This is a genomic window from Amycolatopsis vancoresmycina, from assembly GCF_000716785.1.
GTDB lineage: Bacteria > Actinomycetota > Actinomycetes > Mycobacteriales > Pseudonocardiaceae > Amycolatopsis > Amycolatopsis vancoresmycina.
In genome coordinates, this window is record NZ_JNYY01000032.1 from 53,766 (window position 1) to 72,303 (window position 18,538).

The window sequence follows — 18,538 nt, forward strand, 5'->3', positions numbered from 1 at the left end:
TGGTCTCCTTCAGACGGCCGGAACGGTGGGCAGCGGCAGCCGGAAGTCCTGGCCGGCCCACCCTTCGTAGAGGCGGACCGGGCTCATTTCGCCGGCGAGGTCGCCGTAGGCCGCCTTCGCGCGGCGGAAGATCTGCTCGACGAGTGCGGCGAGCTCGGTCGGCACGCCGACGTCACGGCCCAGGTCGACGGCCAGGCCGAGGTCCTTGCACGCCAGCATCATCGTGAACGAGTCGTCGTAGTCGCCGTCGGCCAGCACGGACAGCAGGTCGTGTTCGAGGAAGTGCGACGCGGCCGGGCTGGCCAGCAGCGCCGAGCGCAGCACGCCGAGATCGACCCCCGCCTTGACACCCATGGCCAGCACCTCGGACGCCGCGACCAGGTGGCCGAACCACAGCAGGTTGATCATCAGCTTGACGGTGTAGCCGTGCCCGGCCGCGCCGACGTGCAGGATCTTGTCCGGGTCGCCGAGGACCGCCAGCAGCGGCAGCGCGGCGCGGAAGTCGGCCGCGTCGCCGCCCACGAAGATCTGCAGCGTGCCGGCTTCGGCGCCGCGGGCCATCCCGCTGACCGGCGCGTCGAGGCGCCGGACCCCGCGCGCGTCGAGGACCTCTTCGGCGATGCGCCGGGCCACCGCGGGCGTGGAAGTCGACATGTCAATCCAGAGCGCACCGGGCGCGAGCGCTTCGGCCGCGCCCCCGCGCAGGAGGACGTCCTCGACGGCGCGGGGCGTCGGGAGCATCGTGATGAGGACGTCCACGCCGTCCGCGCAGGTGGCGGGGCTGTCCACCCAGCGAGCGCCGAGGCCGAGGTGTTCGAGCGCCGCTTCGGAGCGGACGTCGTGGACGGTGACGTCGTGGCCGGCCAGGATCAGGTGGCGGGCCATGTGCCTGCCCATGTTGCCGAGGCCGGTGAAACCGATCTTCGTGCCGGGTGCCGTCCCGTCCGGGTGGGTCAGATCCGCCATCGCGCCACCGCCTCCTCGTCGAGTTCGATGCCGAGCCCGGGCCGCCGCGGGACTTCCAGCTCACCGCGGGCGTTGACCAGCACCGGTTCGGTGAGCATGAAGTCCCGGCGTTCCGGCGTCCACCCGGGCGGGTCCCAGGGGAATTCGAAGTACGGGCCGCCGCCGACGCCGGCCGAGACGTGCAGGTTGGCCAGCACGCCGATGCCGTTGGTCCAGCTGTGCGGGGTGAACGCGCGGTGCTTGAGCTGCGCGAGCTCGGCCAGCGTCCGGGCGCGGTGCATGCCGACCGCGAGCACGGCGTCCATCTGGTAGACGTCGAGGACGTCGGCTTCGAGGTAGTGCAGCAGCTCCGGCACCGAGTGGTGCATCTCCCCCGCCGCGATCCGCACGCCGGGGTTTTCCGCGCGCAACGTCTTGAAGCCGGCTGTGTCGTGGTACGGCAGCGGTTCCTCGACCCAGAAGACGTCGAGCTCGGCCAGCCGCCGCACCAGTTTGCGGGTCCCGGCCAGGTCGGACGCGGGCGCGGTGTCGCCGGCCATCCGCCAGGACTGGTTGAGGTCGACCATGATTTCGAAGTCCGGGCCGAGCGCGTCGCGGACCGCGGCCACCGCGGCCACGCCCTCGTCGGCGTGGTCCCGGTCGATCCGGATCTTCATCGCCCGGAACCCGGCTTCGCGGGCCCGCAACGCGGTTTCGGCCCGTTCCTGCGGCGGCTTCAACTCGGCCGAAGAGGCGTACGCGGGCAGCGAGCGGGCAGCGTTGCCGAAGAGGGTCGCCACCGGCAGGCCCGCGACCTGGCCGATGACGTCCCAGAGCGCGGCTTCGAGCGGCCAGAAGCACCCGCCGTGGAAGTTGGCGGTCTCGATGGCTTTGACGTGCCGGACGATGTCGAGGGGGTCTTCGCCGAGGAACAGGTGCTCGACCGCCTCGAAGCCGGCCATGGTGTCGCCGGAGCCGATGCCGGTGATCCCGTCGCCGGTGTGCACCCGCACGATGGTGGCGTCGAAGTGCCGCCGCGGTTCCGGGTCCCAGGCCGCGGCGAGCGGCGGGTCCAGGTCCAGCCGCAGCCGGTCGAGGGTGACGGCGGTGATCTTCATCGGCGGGCTCCCGGTCGGCGAAGACTGCCGACGGTAGGAGCGCGCGGAAACCGCGGGCAAGGTCCGGCCGGACATCGCAATGCGGGTTGCGCTGGCGCCAACTCGCGCGGTTGCTAGCTTCGGGGCTATGACACGCCCGGACGACGGGGCCCGGCACCGGGGGCACGGCCTGCGCCGCGACCTGGACCTGCTGGAGGCGCTCGCCTCACCCGAAGCGCAGCGCGCCGGCGAGCTGGGGGTCGTCCGCCTGGCCCAGCTCACCGGCCGGGAGAAGAGCCAGGTCTCGCGGGCGCTCAAGGCGCTCGCCGAAGAGGGCGTCGTCGAACGCGACCCGGACACGCTCGGCTACCGGCTGGGCTGGCGGCTGTTCTCCCTGGTCGCCCGGACGGTCGAGGACCGGCTGGCCCGGGCCGCCGAGCCGGTGCTGCGGGAGCTGTCGGCCGAGCTCGAGGAGACCAGCCACCTCTGCGTCCTGCGCGACCGGGAGGTGCTCACGCTGCTGTCGGTGTCCGGGCACTCGTTCCGGGTGCCCGGCTGGGAGGGCCGCGGGGTGCCGGCCCACTGCACGTCGGCCGGCCGCGTCCTGCTGCTCGACGCCACCCCCGACGAGCTCTACGTCCGCTTCCCGGCACTGGCCGACGACCGGCCGCGGTCCGAGGTGCGCTCGCTGCCCGAGCTGTGGGCGAAGATCCAGCAGGCCCGGCGGGACGGGTACGCCCGGGTCCGCGAGGAGTTCGAACCGGGCCTGGCCGGGGTTTCGGCGCCGATCCGCGACTTCCGGGGCCGGGTCGTCGCCGCGGTGAACGTTTCCGCGCCCGCCGCACGGCTCGGCGAACGCCTCGACGCGGCGGGCCGCGTCACCGCCGAGGCGGCGGCGAAGGTGTCCGCGCACCTCGGCTGGGAGGCACAGCCCCAGCCGCCCCGCCGAGACATCACACGTCTAGTTTAGCGAAGTGCGAAATCTTCGCCTGTGACACGCACGAAACCGAGTATCCACGGGCGATACATCATATGACTGCTAGAGTGGCTCGAGGAGTCGAGGTCCGAGGAGTGCGATGGCGAGGTCGTTGACCGACGAGGCGATCGACCGGATCCGGGAGTTCGTCCGGTCCGGCAGGTTCCCCGCGGGGTCCAGGCTGCCCCCCGAGCACGAGCTGGCCACCGAGCTGGGGATCTCGCGCAGCCCGACGCGGGAAGCGGTGAAGGCGCTGGCGCTCGCCCGCGTGCTCGAAGTCCGCCGGGGTGACGGCACGTACGTCACCAGCCTCGCGCCCAGCCTGCTGCTGGAGGGCCTGGGCAGCGCCGTGGCGCTCATGCAGGACGGCAGCGTGCTCGAACTGACCGAGGTGCGCCGGCTGCTGGAGCCCGCCGCCACCGGCCTGGCCGCCACCCGGATCGGCGACGCCGAGCTCCGGGCCGTCGGCGAGCTGCTCGACGCCATGCACGAGGCGATCGAGGACGTCGAGCGGCTCACCGTGCTCGACGCCGCCTTCCACCGCGCGGTCGTCAGCGCCGCCGGCAACGAGACCCTCACCGCGCTGCTGGACGGCATCTCGTCGCGGACCCTGCGCGCGCGGGTCTGGCGGGGCACCGTCGAGCGGGGCGCCACGCACGTGACGCTGTCGCAGCACAAAGCGATCTACGACGCGCTCGCCGACCGCGACCCGGCGGTGGCCACCGCCGCCGCGCTGATGCACGTCGACACCTCCGAACGCTGGCTGCGGGCGCACCTGGCCGACCTGAAGGAGCTCGACGGCCGGCCAGGCGCCTGACAGCCGTCAGACCACCGCGAGCAGCCAGCGGAGGTTGGGGCTCCCGTCGTCGGACCACACCTTGAGCGGGGACCCCGACGGCACGTTCCCGCCGCTGTCGAGGACCAGCCCAGTCACCCGGTTGGCGATGACGTGCACCCCGCCGCCGGTGTCGGTGACGGTCCACTGCTGGCTCGGCGCCCCGGTGTACGGCGACTGCACGGGGTTGCCGCCCGCCGCGGTGGCACCGGCGCCGTCGATCACGAACCCGTTGGTGCGGTTGGTGAGCTTGACGAACCCGTCACCGGCGTCTTCGATGCCGAACTGCAGGTTGGGGCTGTCGTCCGGGGTCCAGACCTTCAGCCGGCTGCCCGCCGCGACCGCGCCGCCGCCGTCCACCGCCAGTCCGCTGGTGACGTTGACGACCCGGAACCACCGGGCCGGGTCGAACGCCACGCGCAGCGAGACGATCGCGGACGGACGCACGTCCGGCGTGGCCGCGAGGAACCGGCTCGGCGTCCCGGTGAAGTCGTCGGCCGGGTAGCCGAGCACCTGGTAGCCGTCGCCGGGCCAGATCGCGGAAACCGGCTTCGCCAACGCGGCCTTCAGCTGGGCCGCGGTGTAGCCGCCGATCCCCAGTGCCGCGCTCGCGCCGCGGAAGCCGCGGCCGGCGAACACCTTCGCGCCGGACGCGGGGCCCACCGCCGGGATCCTGCCCGCGAACGTCAGCTTCAGCACGTAGGCGGGCGAGTCGTACGGCTTGGCCGGAAGGGTGACGTGCAGGGCGGTGGCGTCCTGGGTGTACTTCAGCGCACCGGGCGCGCCGAGCAGTTCGACGCGCTTCAGGCTGCCCAGGTCGATCCGCTTTGCGGACAGGGTGGTGAGGTCCGCGGTGGCCCCGGGCCAGGCCAGCACGGTCGCGTAGAGGACGCGGCTCGCCTTGTCGCGGGTGAACCGGAAGTCCTTGGCCGTGCCCACCTTCGGCGAGACGAACGAGCCGCCGCCCATCTTGGTCGGGCCCTCGCCGTAGACGTCCCAGACCCGCGTCGCGTAGATCGACTCGCCGACGCGCCCGAGGTAGGTGCCGAAGTCCGCGAGGACCGCGCGCTGCTCGGCCGGGATCGTGCCCGCCAGCGTCGGCGAGATGTTGAGCAGCATGTTGCCGCCCTTGCTGACCCGGTCGATCAGCGCGTGGAGCATCTGCGTGCTCGAGTAGTAGCCGATGCCCTGGGTGTAGCTCCAGCTGCTGCTGGAGATCGCGTCGTCGGTGAGCCAGTACGGCGTGACGATGTCGGCCGGGCCGCCGCGTTCGTAGTCCGCGACCTCGCCGTGGGTCGTGAACCCGTGGTCGAAGTGCTTGAACGTCGCAACGACGTCCTTGCCCCAGTTTTCGGCCTGGTTGTAGTAGTAGGCCAGGAATTCGAGGCGCTGCTGCTCCCCCACCGCGCACGGGCCGCTGTTGAAGCAGTAGCCGGGCGAGTTCAGCGAGAAGTCCTGCCAGAGGATGTCGGGCTTCGCGCGGTCGATCACCTCCTTGAGCTTGGCCAGCCAGAGCGCGTCTTCCTCGGCGCGCGGCAACTGGCCGTACAGCTTGCGCAGGCTCGGGGTGCGCTGGGGCGGCGCGAAATCGTAGAAGCCGTTGTAGTTGAACGCGTGGTGCATCGCGACCAGCAGCTTCAGGCCCTGCCCGCGGATCGCGTCGGTGAACAGCTCCAGCAGGTCGAGGTGCGGGCCGCGCGCGACCGAGTTCCACTCGTTGACCTTGCTGTCCCACATCGAAAAGCCGTCGTGGTGCTCGGCGACCGGGCCGGCGAACTTCGCTCCGGACGCCTTGACCACCCGCGCCCACTCCTCCGGGTCGAACTGCCCGCCGCGGGAGACGAGCTTCGGGGCGAACTGGACCGGGTTCCCGGCGGCGTCGGTGCCGCCGTCGATGAACCGGTCGTAGCCCCATTCGCGGGGATCGCCGTAGGTCGCCTTGTGGTGCTTGTTCTCGCCGCTGTCCGGGACGTACATGTTCCGGCCGTACCACTCGCTGCCGAACTCCGGGGTGGTGAACGCACCCCAATGCCAGTAGACGCCGAACTTGGCGTCCTGGAACCACTCCGGCGCGGGCGGGTGCGCGTCCACCGAAGGCCAGGTGGGTTCGTACCGCTCGCACGGCGCCGCGGCGGCCGCCGGGCCGGCCAGAGCCGGTGGCACCACCGCCGCGGCGAGCCCGGCTGCGGCAAGAGCGCCGAACCGGCGGCGCGACAACGGATTCTGGGCAGGGGGCATCGTTGCACTCCTCTGAGGGTGGCGGGGAGCTATCCGGAAACCAGGCGGTGCAGCAGATCCGGCGGCACCTCGCGGCGGAAGGCCGCGAGGTTCGCCCGCAGCTGGGCGGCGCTCGTGACGCCGGCCAGCACGGAGGTGACGGCGGGATGGGCGGCCGCGAACGCCAGCGCGCACGCCGCCAGGTCGTAGCCCGCCTCCGCGGCGACGTCCCGCATGCGCCGGGCGCGGGCCAGCACCTCCGGCGCGGCCGGGGCGTAGTCGAACCAGGCGCCGGGCCGGGGATCGATGAGCAGGCCGGAGTTGAACACCCCGCCCAGCACCACGCCGACCCCGCGCTCGCCGCAGAGGTCGAGCAGGCGCTCGCCGCTGCGGTCGAGCAGCGTGTAGCGGCCGGCGAGCAGCACGACGTCGACGTCGAGCCGTTCGACGAACCGCGCGGGCATCTCCCACTGGTTCATCCCGACGCCGATCGCGGAAACCACGCCTTCGTCGCGCAGGCGGCACAGCTCCGGCCACGCCGCTGTCGCGGCTTCCTCTTCGTGGTCGTCGGGGTCGTGCAGGTAGACGAGGTCGACGCGGTCGAGGCCGAGGCGGCCGAGACTGCCCTCGATCCCCCGGCGCACAGCGTCCGCGGAGAAGTCGAAGAAGCAGCCGCCGCCGGCGAGCGTCCGGCCGACCTTCGTCGACACCGCGAACGGACCCGGGGGAAGGGCCCGGCCGAGCCGGCGCTCGGCCAGCCCGGACCCGTAGTAGGGCGCGGTGTCGAAGTACCGGACCCCGGCGGCGGCCGCCGCGGTGACGACCTCCGCGGCGGCCTCGTCGCCGACCTCGCCGAAGACGTTGCCCAGGCCCGCGGTGCCCAGGCCGAGGTCCGCCATCAGGTCTGCCGCTTGCCGCTGGTGATGCGGGACATCACCAGCGCGATGAGGATGATCGCGCCGTTGAGCGCGCCGATCCACTGCGCGGGCACGCCGGCCAGGGTGAGCACGTTCTGGATCATGTACAGCAGCAGGATCCCGGTGAACGCGCCGAAGAGCGTGCCCCGGCCGCCGTTGAGGCTCACCCCGCCGATCACGGCGGCGGCGAACACCGTGAAGATGTAGCCGTTGCCCTGCGCCGCGGCGACCGACGCGAGCCGCCCCGAGAGCAGCAGGCCGCCGAGCGCGGCCAGGACGCTGGCGCCGATCAGCACGATCCACACGATCCGGTCGGTCCGGATGCCCGCGGCCTTCGCCGCGTCCTCGTTGCCGCCGATGGCGTACAGGCTGCGGCCGAACCGCGTGTAGCCGAGCAGGACGATCCCGCCGGCGAACAGCAGCACGCAGATCCAGATCGACGCCGGGATCCCGGCCCACAGCGTAGTGCCGAGGTAGAGCATCGAATCGGACATGCCGAAGAACGTCTGGCCACCGGAGATGCCGGTGAGCAGGCCGCGCAGGACGATGAGCATGCCGAGGGTGACGACGAACCCGCTCAGCCCGAACCGGACGATCAGCAGGGCGTTGAGCGCGCCGACGACGACCCCGACGAGGAGGACGACCGGGACCCCGGTCCAGGACGGCAGCAGCCCGAGGGAATGGCCGCCCTCGATCGTCAGCCAGGCCGCCACGCCGGGGGCGAGCCCGAACGTCGATTCCAGCGACAGGTCCATCTTGCCGACGACCAGGACCATCGTCTGGGCGAGCACCAGCAGCGCGATCTCCGACATCGTCTGCAGGATGTTGATCACGTTGTCGTACTGGAGGAACACCGGGTTCACCAGCTGGCCGACGACGGCGATCGCGATGATCCCCGGCACGAGCGCGAAGTCGCGCAGGCGGGCCAGTGCGATCCGCCGGGGCGGCCGGGCGGTGCCGGGTGCGGTCCGCGGCGGGACGTCCACCGCGGCGGGGCTTTCAGGCATCGAGGTCGACTCCTTCCATGGCGGCCACGACCTCGCGGTCCTGCCAGCCGGCGGGGATTTCGGTGACGAGCCGGCCGTGCACCACGACCAGCAGCCGGTCGCACAGGCGCAGGTCGTCGAGTTCGTCCGAGGCGATCAGCACCGCGGTGCCCGCCGCGGCGGCCTCGGCGACCTTGCCCAGGAGGAACTCCTTGGACCGCACGTCGACGCCGGCGGTGGGGGTGATCAGCACGAGCAGGCGCGGGTCGCCCGCCAGTGCCCTGGCCATGACCACCTTCTGCTGGTTGCCGCCGGACAGCGCGGACACCGGCAGCTCCGGGCCCGGCGTCTTCACCGCCAGCCGGGTGATCATCGTCCCGGCGAGGCGGTCGCGCAGGCCGGAGCGGACGAAGATGCCCGGCCCGAGCCGGTCCATGACGCTCATCGTGGTGTTGTCCGCAATGGACATCTCGGGCACGAAACCCTGGTGGTGGCGGTCTTCCGGGACGAACCCGACGCCCGCGGCGAGCGCCGACGGGACGTCGCCGGGCCGGGGCCGCCGGTCCCCGACGACGACCGTGCCGGAGGTGGGTTTGCGCAGCCCGGCGAGGGCCTCGGCGAGCTCGGTCTTGCCGCTGCTGCCGGAGCCCGCCAGCCCGACGACCTCGCCCGGCGCGATGTCGAAGGAGACGTCCTCGAAGTGCGGGGCGAGGGTCAAGCCGTTCACGCGGAGCACGGGTTCGGCGCCGCGGCGGACCGAGGACGCCCGTTCCTTCACGGTGACGGCGTTCTCGCCGGTCATCGCGGCGACGAGGTCGGCCTTCGGCAGCTCGGCGACCGGGGCGGTGAGGACGTGCCGGGCGTCGCGGTACACCGTCACCGTGTCGCAGATTTCGTACACCTCCTGGAGGTGGTGGCTGATGAACAGGAAGGTGACGCCCTGGCGCTGCAGCTCGGCGACGTGCCCGAACAGCCGGGTGATGGCGGCCCCGTCGAGCTGCGCGGTCGGCTCGTCGAGGATGACGAACCGGGCGCCGAACGACAGGGCCCGGGCGATCTCGACGAACTGCCGCTGTTCGACGCTCAGCTCCCGGGCCGGCCGGTGCACGTCGACGGCCACCGACCAGCGCTCCAGGAGCTCGGCGGCCGAGCGGCGCAGCGCGGCCCAGCGGACGAACCCGCCGCGGGTCTCCTGCCGGTTGAGGAACAGGTTCTCCGCCACCGACAGGTCGGGGATGATCGTCGACCGCTGGTACACGCACGCCACCCGGGACCGCCAGCCGTCCCGGTCGGCCAGGGCCGGGACCGGTTCCCCGTTCAGCCGCACGGTGCCGGCGTCCGGCTCGGTGAGTCCGGTGAGGACGGACACCAGGGTCGACTTGCCGGCCCCGTTGCGCCCGACCAGGGCGTGCGTCTGTCCGGGGAGGACGGTCAGGTCGGCGTGGTCCAGCGCCACGGTGGCGCCGTAGCGCTTGACCACCCCGCGTGCCTCGACGACCGGCACGGTGCTCATGCTTCGCTTCCTCTCCGCGGGAGTGGGGGCTGCCGGCTGATGTCGCGAATGACTCATTCGGGACGTGGGAGGTCTCCAATGAGTCATTCGCGACCTCGGCAGCCGGGGCTACCGGGCGCGTCAGCTCTTGCTGTTGCCCCAGAGGGACTGGTCGTCGACCTTGACGCTGTTCACCGGCCCGAACGTGGCGCCGTCCGCGGTGACCAGCGGCGCGGCCAGCTGGTCCTCCATCAGGCCGTCGCGGACCTGGATGATGGTGCTGTCGTGGTCGGTCTTGCCCGCCGTGGGTGTCTTGCCGGCGATGGCGTCCTTGACGTACTGCAGGGCCCACTTGGCGAACAGGTCCGCGGGCTGGGACACCGTCGCGTCCATCTCGCCCGACCGGATCTTGGCGAGTTCCTCGGGGATGCCGTCGTTGGACACGATGAACACGTGCTTCGGGTCGCTCGCCGGCACCGCCAGGCCGCGCTGCTTGAGCAGCTGCAGCGTGCCGGAGAGGGCGAAGCTGGACTGCATGTAGACGCCCTTGATGTCCGGGTTCGCGGTCAGCCGCGTCTGCAGCTTCTGGGCCGCGGTGTTGGCGTCCCAGTTGGTCGCCTCGCCGAAGACGGTGACACCCGGGAAGTTCTTCTTCATGCAGTCGTTGAAGGCTTCGGTGCGGTCGCGGCCGTTGATCGAGGCGAGGTCGCCCTGCAGCATGACGACCTTGCCCTTGCCGCCGAGCTTGGTGCCGAGGAACTGGCAGGCCTTCTCGCCGTAGGCCCGGTTGTCCGCGCGCACGACCATGTAGACGTTGCCCTGGTCGGGGCGGGTGTCGACGGACACGACCGGGATCTTCTTGGTCGCCAGCTGCTGCAGGGTCGGGATGATCGCCGCGGTGTCCTGCGGCGCCATCACCACGCCCTTGACGCCCTGGCTGATCATCGTCTGCACGTTGGCCGTCAGGTTGGCGACGTCGTTCTGCGAGTTGGTGGTCTTGAGGTCGAGGCCGAACTGGCCGGCGAACTGGGGCACGTACTTGATGTAGGCGTTCCAGAAGTCGGTGTCCGAGCGCGGGTAGTCGACGCCGACGACGGTCTTGCCGCCCGAAGCGGCAGTGGAGCCGCCGCCGCTGCAGCCGGCCAAGGCGGCCGCAGTCAGGACGCCGGCGGTGACGACGGTCGCGGCGCGCAGGTGCTGGAACTTCATGACCTCTCCTCGTTGACAGGTTTCGGGCGGAGACGGAGGCCGGACATCCCGCCGTCCACGGCGAGATCGGTGCCGGTGGTGGCGCCGGAGTCCGGGCCGGCCAGGTAGCAGATCGCCGCGGCGACCTCGTCGGCGGTGACGAGCCGGCCGGTGGGCTGGCGCGCGGCGAGCGCGGCCAGCTCGGCCGCGGGATCGTCGGCTTTCGAGAGCAGCCGGTCGATCCACGGCGTGTGCGCGGTGCCGGGGTTCACGCAGCAGACGCGGATGCCGTCGGCCAGGTGGTCGGCGGCCATCGCGCGGGTGAGCGCGAGGACCGCGCCCTTCGTGGCGCTGTAGAGAGCCCGCTGCGGCAGCCCGGCGGTGGCCGCGATCGAGCAGGTGTTCACGATCGCCGCCGCGGCCGATTCCCGCAGGTGCGGCAGGGCGGCGCGGGTCACCCGGACCATGCCCACGACGTTGACGTCGAACACGCGGTGCCATTCGGCGTCGTCGTTGTCCTCGACGGTGCCTTGCGCGCCGATCCCGGCGTTGTTCACCAGGACGTCCAGGCCGCCGAGGTGCTCGGTCGCGGTGGCGATCGCGGCCCGCACCGAGCCGTCGTCCGAGACGTCGGCCCGCACGCCGGTCAGGGGGGCCTCGACCTGGTCGTTCAGGTCGAGGCAGACGACCCGAGCGCCGCGCGCGGACAACCTCAGCGCGGTGGCGAGGCCGATGCCGGACGCGCCACCCGTCACGACGGCCCGGACGCCGTCGAACTCCCCGCCGCTCACGCGACCACCACCGCGTCCCGCTGCCAGACCGGGCCGTCCGGGAACCGGTACTGCGCCACGGATTCCGCGTGCAGCCGCGCCCCGAGACCCGGCTCCAGCGGGGCCAGGTAGCGGCCGCGCTCGATCCGCACCGGGTCGACGAAGTGCTCGTGCAGGTGGTCGACGTACTCGATGACGCGGTCGGTCTGCGTGCCGCTGACCGCGACGAAGTCGAACATCGACAGGTGCTGCACCATCTCGCACAGCCCGACGCCGCCGGCGTGCGGGCACACCGGGACGCCGAACTTCGCGGCCAGCAACAGGATCGCGATGTTCTCGGTGACCCCGGCGACCCGGCTGGCGTCGAGCTGGAGGACGTCGATCGCCTCCGCCTGCAGCAGTTGCTTGAACATCACCGCGTTGTGGGTGTGCTCGCCGGTGGCCACCTTGATCGGCGCCACCGCGCGGCGGATCGCCGCGTGGCCGAGGACGTCGTCGGGCGAGGTCGGTTCCTCGATCCAGTACGGGTCGAACTCGGAGAGGGGACGCAGCCATTCGATGGCCTGCCCGACGCCCCACGCCTGGTTGGCGTCGATGGCGATCCGGACGTCCGGGCCGACGACGTCCCGGGCGAGCCGCAGCCGGCGGACGTCCTCGTCGAGGTCGGCGCCGACCTTGAGCTTGATCTGGGTGAAGCCGTCGCGGACCGCCTCCGCGGAGAGCGCCGCCAGCTTCTCCGGCGAGTACCCGAGCCAGCCGGGAGTCGTGGTGTAGGCGGGAAAACCGGACTCCAGGAGCTCGGCCTGGCGGGCCGCGCGGCCGGGTTCGGCGCGGCGGAGGATGTCGAGGGCTTCGTCGCGGGTCAGCGCGTCCTGCAGGTACCGGAAGTCGACGAGGTCGACCAGTTCCTCCGGCGGCATTTCGGCCAGCAGCCGCCAGACCGGCTTGCCTTCGCGGCGGGCGCGGAGGTCCCAGGCGGCGTTGACGATCGCGGCCGCGGCCATGTGGATCGCGCCCTTGTCCGGGCCCAGCCACCGCAGCTGGCTGTCCCCGGTCAGCCGGCGGGAGAACGCGCCGAGGTCGGCCAGCGCGTCGGCCACCGGCATGCCCACCACCAGCGGAACGAGCGCCCGGACGGCGGCGACCTCGACGTCGTTGCCGCGGCCGACGGTGAAGGCGAGCCCGTACCCTTCGTCGCCGTCGCTCGTGCGGATGGTCACGTACGCCGCCGAGTAGTCCGGTTCCGGGTTCATCGCGTCCGACCCGTCCAGGCTCAGCGAGGTCGGGAAGCGGACGTCCACGGCGTCGATGGCACTGATCACTTCGGCCAACGTGGCCACCTCTCATCCGGCGCAGACAACATATGTATGGCTACGCGTCGGCCCACGGATTGTCCAGAGTCAGTCCGTAACGCGGCAATAACGTGGACCTTGCGTGATCAATCACTACTCATAGTGGTTTTACGTATGATGACCGCATTGACCTTTGAGCAAGACATCATATGTCTGCTACGGTCCCGCCATGCGCTTCCAACGCCTCGGCGACCCCGGCCGGGAGATCCCGGTGGTCCTCGACGAAACCGGCGCGGCGCGGGACCTGCGTGCGCTGACCCCGGACATCGACGGCGCCTTCTTCGCCGCCGGCGGCGTCGCGCGGGCCCGGGCCGCGCTGAGCGACGGCACGCTGCCGGTGCTGGATTCGGCGGGCCTGCGCGTCGGCGCCCCGGTGGCCCGGCCGGGCCTGCTCGCCTGCATCGGGCTGAACTACTCCGACCACGCCGCCGAAACCGGGGCCACGCCGCCCGCGGAGCCGGTGGTCTTCCTCAAGGCCACCAACACCGTCGTCGGCCCGGACGACACCGTCCTCGTCCCGCGCACCAGCACCAAGACCGACTACGAGGTCGAGCTCGCGGTGGTGCTCGGCGGGCGGGCGCGGTACCTGGCGAGCCCGGAGGACGCCGACGCGGTCATCGCCGGGTACGCCGTCTCGAACGACGTCAGCGAGCGCGAATTCCAGCACGAACGCGGCGGCCAGTGGACGAAGGGCAAGTCCTGCGAGACGTTCAACCCGCTCGGCCCGTGGCTGGTCACCCCGGACGAGGCAGGCGACCCGCAGGACCTCGGCCTGCGCCTGGCCGTCAACGGGCAGCCGCGTCAGGACGGCACCACGAAGAACATGCTCTTCGGCGTCCGGCACGTCGTCTGGTACCTCAGCCAGTTCTTGGTGCTGGAGCCGGGCGACGTCGTGAACACCGGCACCCCGGCCGGGGTCGCCTTCGGTGCCAACGACTTCCCCTATCTGTCCGAAGGGGACGAAGTGACCGTGGAGATCGACGGCCTCGGCCGCCAGCAGCACCGGATCGGCCGGGCGTGACCGGCCGGCGCGTCGACGCGCACCACCACCTATGGCAGACCTCCGTCCGCCGCCACGCGTGGCTGGACGGCGACGGCACCGCGGCCATCCGGCGGGACTTCACCCCGGCCGACCTGCGCGCGGCCGCCGACGGGATCGACGCGACGGTGCTCGTCCAGGTCCTGCCGGAGCTGGCCGAGTCGGTGGAGTTCCTCGCGATCGCGGCCGCGGAGCCGATCATCGCCGGGGTGGTGGGCTGGATCGACCTCACCGGTTCACCGGCGCGGGACATCGAACGGCTGCGGTCGGCGCCCGGCGGCGCGCTGCTGACGGGCATCCGGCACCTCGTCCAGGCCGAGCCCGACCCGCGCTGGCTGGAACGCGAAAACGTCCTGGCCGGGCTCGCGGCGGTGCGCGACGCCGGGCTGGTGTACGACCTGCTCGTCGTGCCGCACCAGCTCCCGGCGGCCACCGCGGCGGTCCGGGCACTGCCGGACCTCACCTTCGTCCTGGACCACCTCGCGAAACCGCCGATCGCGTCCGGGGAGCTGGAGCCGTGGGCGACCGAGCTGGCCACCCTGGCCCGGGAACCCAACGTCGTCGCCAAGCTGTCCGGTCTGGTGACGGAAGCCGGTAAGCCCTGGCGGCCCGAGGATCTGCGGCCGTACGCGGACACCGCGCTCGCCGCGTTCGGCCCGGACCGGCTGATGGTCGGCTCCGACTGGCCGGTGTGCCTGCTCGCCGGGACGTACGCGGAAGTCATGGCCGCCGCCGACAGCCTTCTGGCGGACCTGAGCCCGGCCGAACGCGACGCCGTCCGCGGCGGGACCGCGTCCCGCGTCTACGGGCTGGCGCCATGACGTCCGCCACGGTCCGGCTCGCGTACGGGGAGACCGGCCTCGACCTGGCCATCGACCCGGACGTCACCACCGTGGTGACGCCGGTGCACCACCCGGTCACCGAAGCCGCGGACGTGGTGCTGCGCCGGGCGTTGCGGGAGCCGGTCGCCGGGCCGCCGCTGCGCGAGCGGGTGCGGCCGGGGCAGACCGTCGCGATCTCGGCGTGCGACGGGACCCGGCCGCAGCCGCGCGAACTGATGATCCCGGCGATCCTCGCCGAACTCGGCGGGATCGTCCGGCTCGAGGACGTGGTCATCCTGGTCGCCACCGGCACCCACCGCGGCAACACCGAAGCCGAGCTGCGCGCGATGTTCGGCGACGACGTCGCCGGCACGGTCCGGATCGTGAACCACGACGCCCGCGACCGCGCGAGCCTGACCTGGCTGGGCCGCCACGGCGACGACGTCCCGGTGTGGCTCAACAGCGAGTGGGTGGCGGCCGACGTCCGGATCACCACGGGGTTCGTCGAACCGCACTTCTTCGCGGGCTTTTCGGGCGGCCCCAAGCTGGTCGCGCCCGGGCTGGCGGCGCTGGAAACCGTGCTGGTGCTGCACGACGCCCGCCGGATCGGGCACGCCAACGCCACCTGGGGGATCACCGAAGGCAACCCGGTGCACGACGACGTCCGCGCGATCGCCGCGGCCACCGGCGTCACCTTCGCCTTCGACGTCATCCTCAACCGCGACAAGGCGGTCATCGGCGCGTTCGGCGGTGATCTGCTCGCCATGCACGCGGCCGCGGCGCGCGCCGCCCGCGACGTCGCCATGCGGCCGGTGCCCGCGCCGTTCGACGTCGTCGTCACGACCAACTCCGGGTATCCCCTGGACCAGAACCTCTACCAGGCGGTCAAAGGGATGTCGGCGGCGCACCGGATCACCAAGCCGGGCGGGACGATCGTCTGCGCCGCGGAGTGCCGCGACGGCTTCCCCGACCACGGCTCGTACCGGGAAGTCCTCGCTTCGGCGAGTTCCCCCGCCGCGTTGCTCGCGGACATCTCGGCTCGGACGGTCACCGTGCCCGACCAGTGGCAGGTCCAGATCCAGGCGAAGATCCAGCACGAGTGCCGGGTCGTCGTGCACACCGAGGCGCTGAGCGAGGCCGACCTCGCCACCGCGCACCTGAGCCGCACCAGCGACATCGCGGCCACCGTGGCCGAGGCTCTCGACCGGGCCGGCCCCGGTGCGCGGGCCTGCGTGCTCCCGGAAGGCCCGCTGACGATCCCGTACCTGCAGCCGTGAGCACCGCCGACCTCGGTTTCGCGCGCGTCGACCTGGACCGCGAACACCGGCAGGGACTCCCGGAAGTCGTTTACGGGCCAGGGAAGCAGCCGCAGCAGATCGCGGCCATCGTGCGGACGCTGCTCGCGCACAACACCGGTCCGGTGCTGGTCACCCGGGTCGAAGCCGAGCCCGCCCGAGCGGTGCTGGCCGACGTGCCCGGCGGCCGCTACTCCCCCGGCGCACGGCTGCTGGTCTGGCGCCCGGCCCCGGTGACCGCCTTCTCGGTCGCCGTGGCCGCGGCCGGGACGTCCGACGGCCCGGTCGCCACGGAAGCCGCGGAGGTCGCCGCGGCCATCGGGCTCGCGGTGCGGACGGTCACCGACGTCGGAGTCGCCGGAATCCACCGCCTGCTCGCCGAAGCCGGACGGCTGCGCGAGGCGAACGTCGTCATCGTCGTCGCGGGCATGGAGGGCGCGCTGGCGTCGGCCGTGGGCGGGCTGGTCGCCGGCCCGGTGATCGCCGTCCCCACCTCCACCGGGTACGGCGCGGGCCTCGAAGGCGTCACGGCGTTGCTGGCGATGCACGCTTCCTGCGCGGCGGGGATCACCGTCGTCAACATCGACTCCGGGTTCGGCGCGGCGATGGCCGCCTTCCGGCTCGCCCAGGTGCTGCGGAGGTCCCGGTGACGATCTGCGTCATCACACCGTTCACCGGACTGGCTGGGGACATGCTGCTCGCCGCCCTCGTGGACGCCGGCGCACCGCTGGAGCGAGTCCGCGCCGCCGTCGCCACCAGCGGGCTGACCGGGTGGGAACTGCACGTGGAGTCCCTGCTCACCCACGGGCTGACGGCGGCCCGCGCGCAGGTGGCCGTCACCGACGACGCGACCAGCCGCCCGGCGGCCGAACTGATCGCCATGGCCGGGCGGGTGCGGCCCGCGCCGGTCGCGGACCGTGCGGTGGCCGCGCTCCGCGCGATCACCGAGGCGGAAGGCCGGCTGCACGGCGAACCACCCGAACACGTCCACCTGCACGAACTCGGCGGGCACGACACGCTCGTCGACGTCATCGGGGTCTGCGCCGCGCTCGACGCCCTGCAAGTGTCCACTGTGTACTGCGGCGCACTGCCGCTCGGCAGCGGCGCGGTCCGCACCGCGCACGGCCTCCTCCCCTGTCCCGCCCCGGCGACCGCGGCCCTGCTGCGGGGCGCGCGCACGGCCGGGAGCGACCTCACCGGCGAGACGGTGACCCCGACCGCGGCCGCGGTGCTGACGGCCGTCGGCGCCCGGTTCGAGCCGCCGCCGGAATTCCGCCTGCTGGCCACCGGCTACGGCGCGGGCACCCGGACGCTGCCGGACCGGCCGAACGTCGCGGTCGTGCACCTCGGCGAACCGGTGGACACCGGGCACCGCGAGCTCACGGTGCTCGAAACGAACCTCGACGACGTCACCGGCGAGCTGCTCGGCCACGTCGTCGGCGAACTCCTGGCGGCCGGCGCGCTCGACGCGTGGGTCACGCCCGCGACCATGAAGAAGGGGCGGCCGGCGCACGTCCTGCACGTGCTCGCCGAGCCGGCGCACGCCACCCGGCTCGGGGCGCTGGTCCTCGCCGGGACCGGCAGCCTCGGCTTCCGCGAGTACCCGGTCCGCCGCACGGCGCTCGTCCGGGAGACCGAGACGGTCGACGTCCTCGGGGTGCCGGTGCGGCGCAAGCGCGGGCCGCACGGGGCGAAACCCGAGCACGACGACGTGGTGGCCGCGGCGCGCGAGCTCGGCCTGCCGGCCCGCGTCGTCGCGACGATCGCCGCGGGGCGCTGATGAACGCCACGAGGCTCGTCTCTTCCCTCGCCGGTCTCGGGCGGCTGGCGGTGGCGTTCTCCGGCGGCACCGATTCGGCGCTGGTGCTCGCGGCCGCCGTCCGCGCGCTCGGGCCGGCCGATGTGCTCGCGGTGACGGCGGACTCGGCCAGCCTGGCCGCGACGGAACTCGCCGGTGCCAGGGCGATCGCGGCGGACCTCGGGGTCCGCCACCTCACCCCGGCGACCGGCGAACTGGCCGTTCCGGAGTACGCGGCGAACGGGCGGCAACGCTGTTACTTCTGCAAGACCACCGTGCTGACGACGATCGCCGGGGTGGCCGCCGCCCACGGCTTCCGGGCGCTGGCCACCGGCACGAACGCCGACGACGCCGTGGACCCGTTCCGGCCCGGTATCCGCGCGGGCGACGAAATCGGCGTGCACACCCCGCTGCGGACGCTCGGTCTGTCCAAACCGGACGTGCGAGCCATCGTCCGGAGCTGGGGCCTGGCCTGGGCGGCCAAACCGGCCGCCCCCTGCCTGGCGAGCCGGGTCCGGTACGGCGTCCCGATCACCCCGGCGACGCTGGCCAGGGTGGAGCGGGCCGAGGCGGTGGTGCGCGCGTTCCTCGCCGGCCGCCGGCCGGCCTGCCGCGACCTGCGGGTCCGGGATCTCGGCGGCACCGCCCGGATCGAGCTCGACCCGGCGGTGGCCGCCGCGGTGCGCGACGACCGGCGGCTGCTCGACGCCGTGCGGGGCCTCGGGTTCGGCGAGGTCACCGTCACCCCCTTCCGGTCCGGTGCCCTCAACCACGAACCGGACGGCGGCGCGCCGGGCGCCCGCTGACCGC

17 protein-coding genes are annotated in these 18,538 nt (G+C 72.8%); 8 read left to right on the forward strand and 9 right to left on the reverse strand.

All coding sequences use genetic code 11. The features are described from left to right. Positions 1 to 9 precede the first annotated feature (9 nt). Positions 10 to 966, reverse strand: coding sequence for an NAD(P)-dependent oxidoreductase (locus tag OO60_RS42080; RefSeq protein WP_051767979.1), 957 nt, complete (start codon positions 964 to 966; stop codon positions 10 to 12). Continuing rightward, positions 954 to 2,063: a mandelate racemase/muconate lactonizing enzyme family protein gene (locus tag OO60_RS42085; protein ID WP_033263475.1), complete on the reverse strand. Its 1,110-nt coding sequence runs from the start codon at positions 2,061 to 2,063 to the stop codon at positions 954 to 956. Before OO60_RS42085 ends, OO60_RS42080 begins: the two co-directional genes overlap by 13 nt. Before the next feature lie 127 nt (positions 2,064 to 2,190). Here OO60_RS42085 and OO60_RS42090 point away from each other — a divergent pair, with 127 nt between their 5' ends. After that, positions 2,191 to 3,012: an IclR family transcriptional regulator gene (locus OO60_RS42090; RefSeq protein ID WP_033263476.1), complete on the forward strand. Its 822-nt coding sequence runs from the start codon at positions 2,191 to 2,193 to the stop codon at positions 3,010 to 3,012. A gap of 106 nt (positions 3,013 to 3,118) precedes the next feature. Then, positions 3,119 to 3,835, forward strand: a complete 717-nt coding sequence (locus OO60_RS42095) for a FadR/GntR family transcriptional regulator (RefSeq protein ID WP_033263477.1) — start codon at positions 3,119 to 3,121, stop codon at positions 3,833 to 3,835. 6 nt (positions 3,836 to 3,841) lie between these two features. Here the strand turns inward: OO60_RS42095 and OO60_RS42100 are convergent, their stop codons facing one another. From OO60_RS42100 to OO60_RS42130, 7 genes are all read right to left on the reverse strand, one after another. After that, positions 3,842 to 6,091 carry an alpha-L-fucosidase gene (locus OO60_RS42100; protein WP_033263478.1) on the reverse strand — a complete coding sequence of 750 codons (2,250 nt, stop codon included), beginning with the start codon at positions 6,089 to 6,091 and terminating at the stop codon, positions 3,842 to 3,844. Positions 6,092 to 6,120: 29 nt separating this feature from the next. After that, on the reverse strand, positions 6,121 to 6,969 hold the full coding sequence (locus OO60_RS42105; protein ID WP_004560362.1) for an aldo/keto reductase: 849 nt from the start codon (positions 6,967 to 6,969) through the stop codon (positions 6,121 to 6,123). Then, a complete protein-coding gene (locus tag OO60_RS42110; RefSeq protein ID WP_004560361.1) occupies positions 6,969 to 7,994 on the reverse strand; it encodes an ABC transporter permease in 1,026 nt (341 codons plus the stop codon). The genes OO60_RS42105 and OO60_RS42110 overlap by 1 nt, the downstream gene beginning before the upstream one ends. Next, positions 7,987 to 9,486 carry a sugar ABC transporter ATP-binding protein gene (locus OO60_RS42115; RefSeq protein ID WP_004560360.1) on the reverse strand — a complete coding sequence of 500 codons (1,500 nt, stop codon included), beginning with the start codon at positions 9,484 to 9,486 and terminating at the stop codon, positions 7,987 to 7,989. Before OO60_RS42115 ends, OO60_RS42110 begins: the two co-directional genes overlap by 8 nt. Positions 9,487 to 9,606: 120 nt before the next feature. After that, positions 9,607 to 10,674: a sugar ABC transporter substrate-binding protein gene (locus OO60_RS42120; RefSeq protein WP_004560359.1), complete on the reverse strand. Its 1,068-nt coding sequence runs from the start codon at positions 10,672 to 10,674 to the stop codon at positions 9,607 to 9,609. Next, a complete protein-coding gene (locus OO60_RS42125; protein ID WP_004560358.1) occupies positions 10,671 to 11,444 on the reverse strand; it encodes an SDR family NAD(P)-dependent oxidoreductase in 774 nt (257 codons plus the stop codon). Before OO60_RS42125 ends, OO60_RS42120 begins: the two co-directional genes overlap by 4 nt. Further along, positions 11,441 to 12,763 (reverse strand): enolase C-terminal domain-like protein, encoded by a 1,323-nt coding sequence (locus tag OO60_RS42130; protein WP_033263480.1) that lies wholly within the window; start codon positions 12,761 to 12,763, stop codon positions 11,441 to 11,443. The genes OO60_RS42125 and OO60_RS42130 overlap by 4 nt, the downstream gene beginning before the upstream one ends. Positions 12,764 to 12,944: 181 nt before the next feature. Here OO60_RS42130 and OO60_RS42135 point away from each other — a divergent pair, with 181 nt between their 5' ends. Genes OO60_RS42135 through larE form a run of 6 tightly spaced genes read left to right on the forward strand, consistent with a single transcriptional unit; the run spans position 12,945 to position 18,534 of the window. Beyond that, the gene (locus tag OO60_RS42135; protein ID WP_033263481.1) at positions 12,945 to 13,796 is read left to right on the forward strand and encodes a fumarylacetoacetate hydrolase family protein; all 852 of its coding nucleotides are present in this window, start codon (positions 12,945 to 12,947) and stop codon (positions 13,794 to 13,796) included. After that, positions 13,793 to 14,635 carry an amidohydrolase family protein gene (locus OO60_RS42140; protein WP_033263482.1) on the forward strand — a complete coding sequence of 281 codons (843 nt, stop codon included), beginning with the start codon at positions 13,793 to 13,795 and terminating at the stop codon, positions 14,633 to 14,635. Before OO60_RS42135 ends, OO60_RS42140 begins: the two co-directional genes overlap by 4 nt. Beyond that, positions 14,632 to 15,912 (forward strand): nickel-dependent lactate racemase, encoded by a 1,281-nt coding sequence (gene larA / locus OO60_RS42145; RefSeq protein WP_003086307.1) that lies wholly within the window; start codon positions 14,632 to 14,634, stop codon positions 15,910 to 15,912. Before OO60_RS42140 ends, larA begins: the two co-directional genes overlap by 4 nt. Continuing rightward, positions 15,909 to 16,580 carry a nickel pincer cofactor biosynthesis protein LarB gene (gene larB / locus OO60_RS42150; protein ID WP_003086310.1) on the forward strand — a complete coding sequence of 224 codons (672 nt, stop codon included), beginning with the start codon at positions 15,909 to 15,911 and terminating at the stop codon, positions 16,578 to 16,580. The genes larA and larB overlap by 4 nt, the downstream gene beginning before the upstream one ends. Continuing rightward, positions 16,577 to 17,710, forward strand: a complete 1,134-nt coding sequence (larC, locus tag OO60_RS42155; RefSeq protein WP_003086313.1) for a nickel pincer cofactor biosynthesis protein LarC — start codon at positions 16,577 to 16,579, stop codon at positions 17,708 to 17,710. Before larB ends, larC begins: the two co-directional genes overlap by 4 nt. Next, positions 17,710 to 18,534: an ATP-dependent sacrificial sulfur transferase LarE gene (larE, locus tag OO60_RS42160; RefSeq protein ID WP_051767981.1), complete on the forward strand. Its 825-nt coding sequence runs from the start codon at positions 17,710 to 17,712 to the stop codon at positions 18,532 to 18,534. Before larC ends, larE begins: the two co-directional genes overlap by 1 nt. Positions 18,535 to 18,538 lie beyond the last annotated feature (4 nt).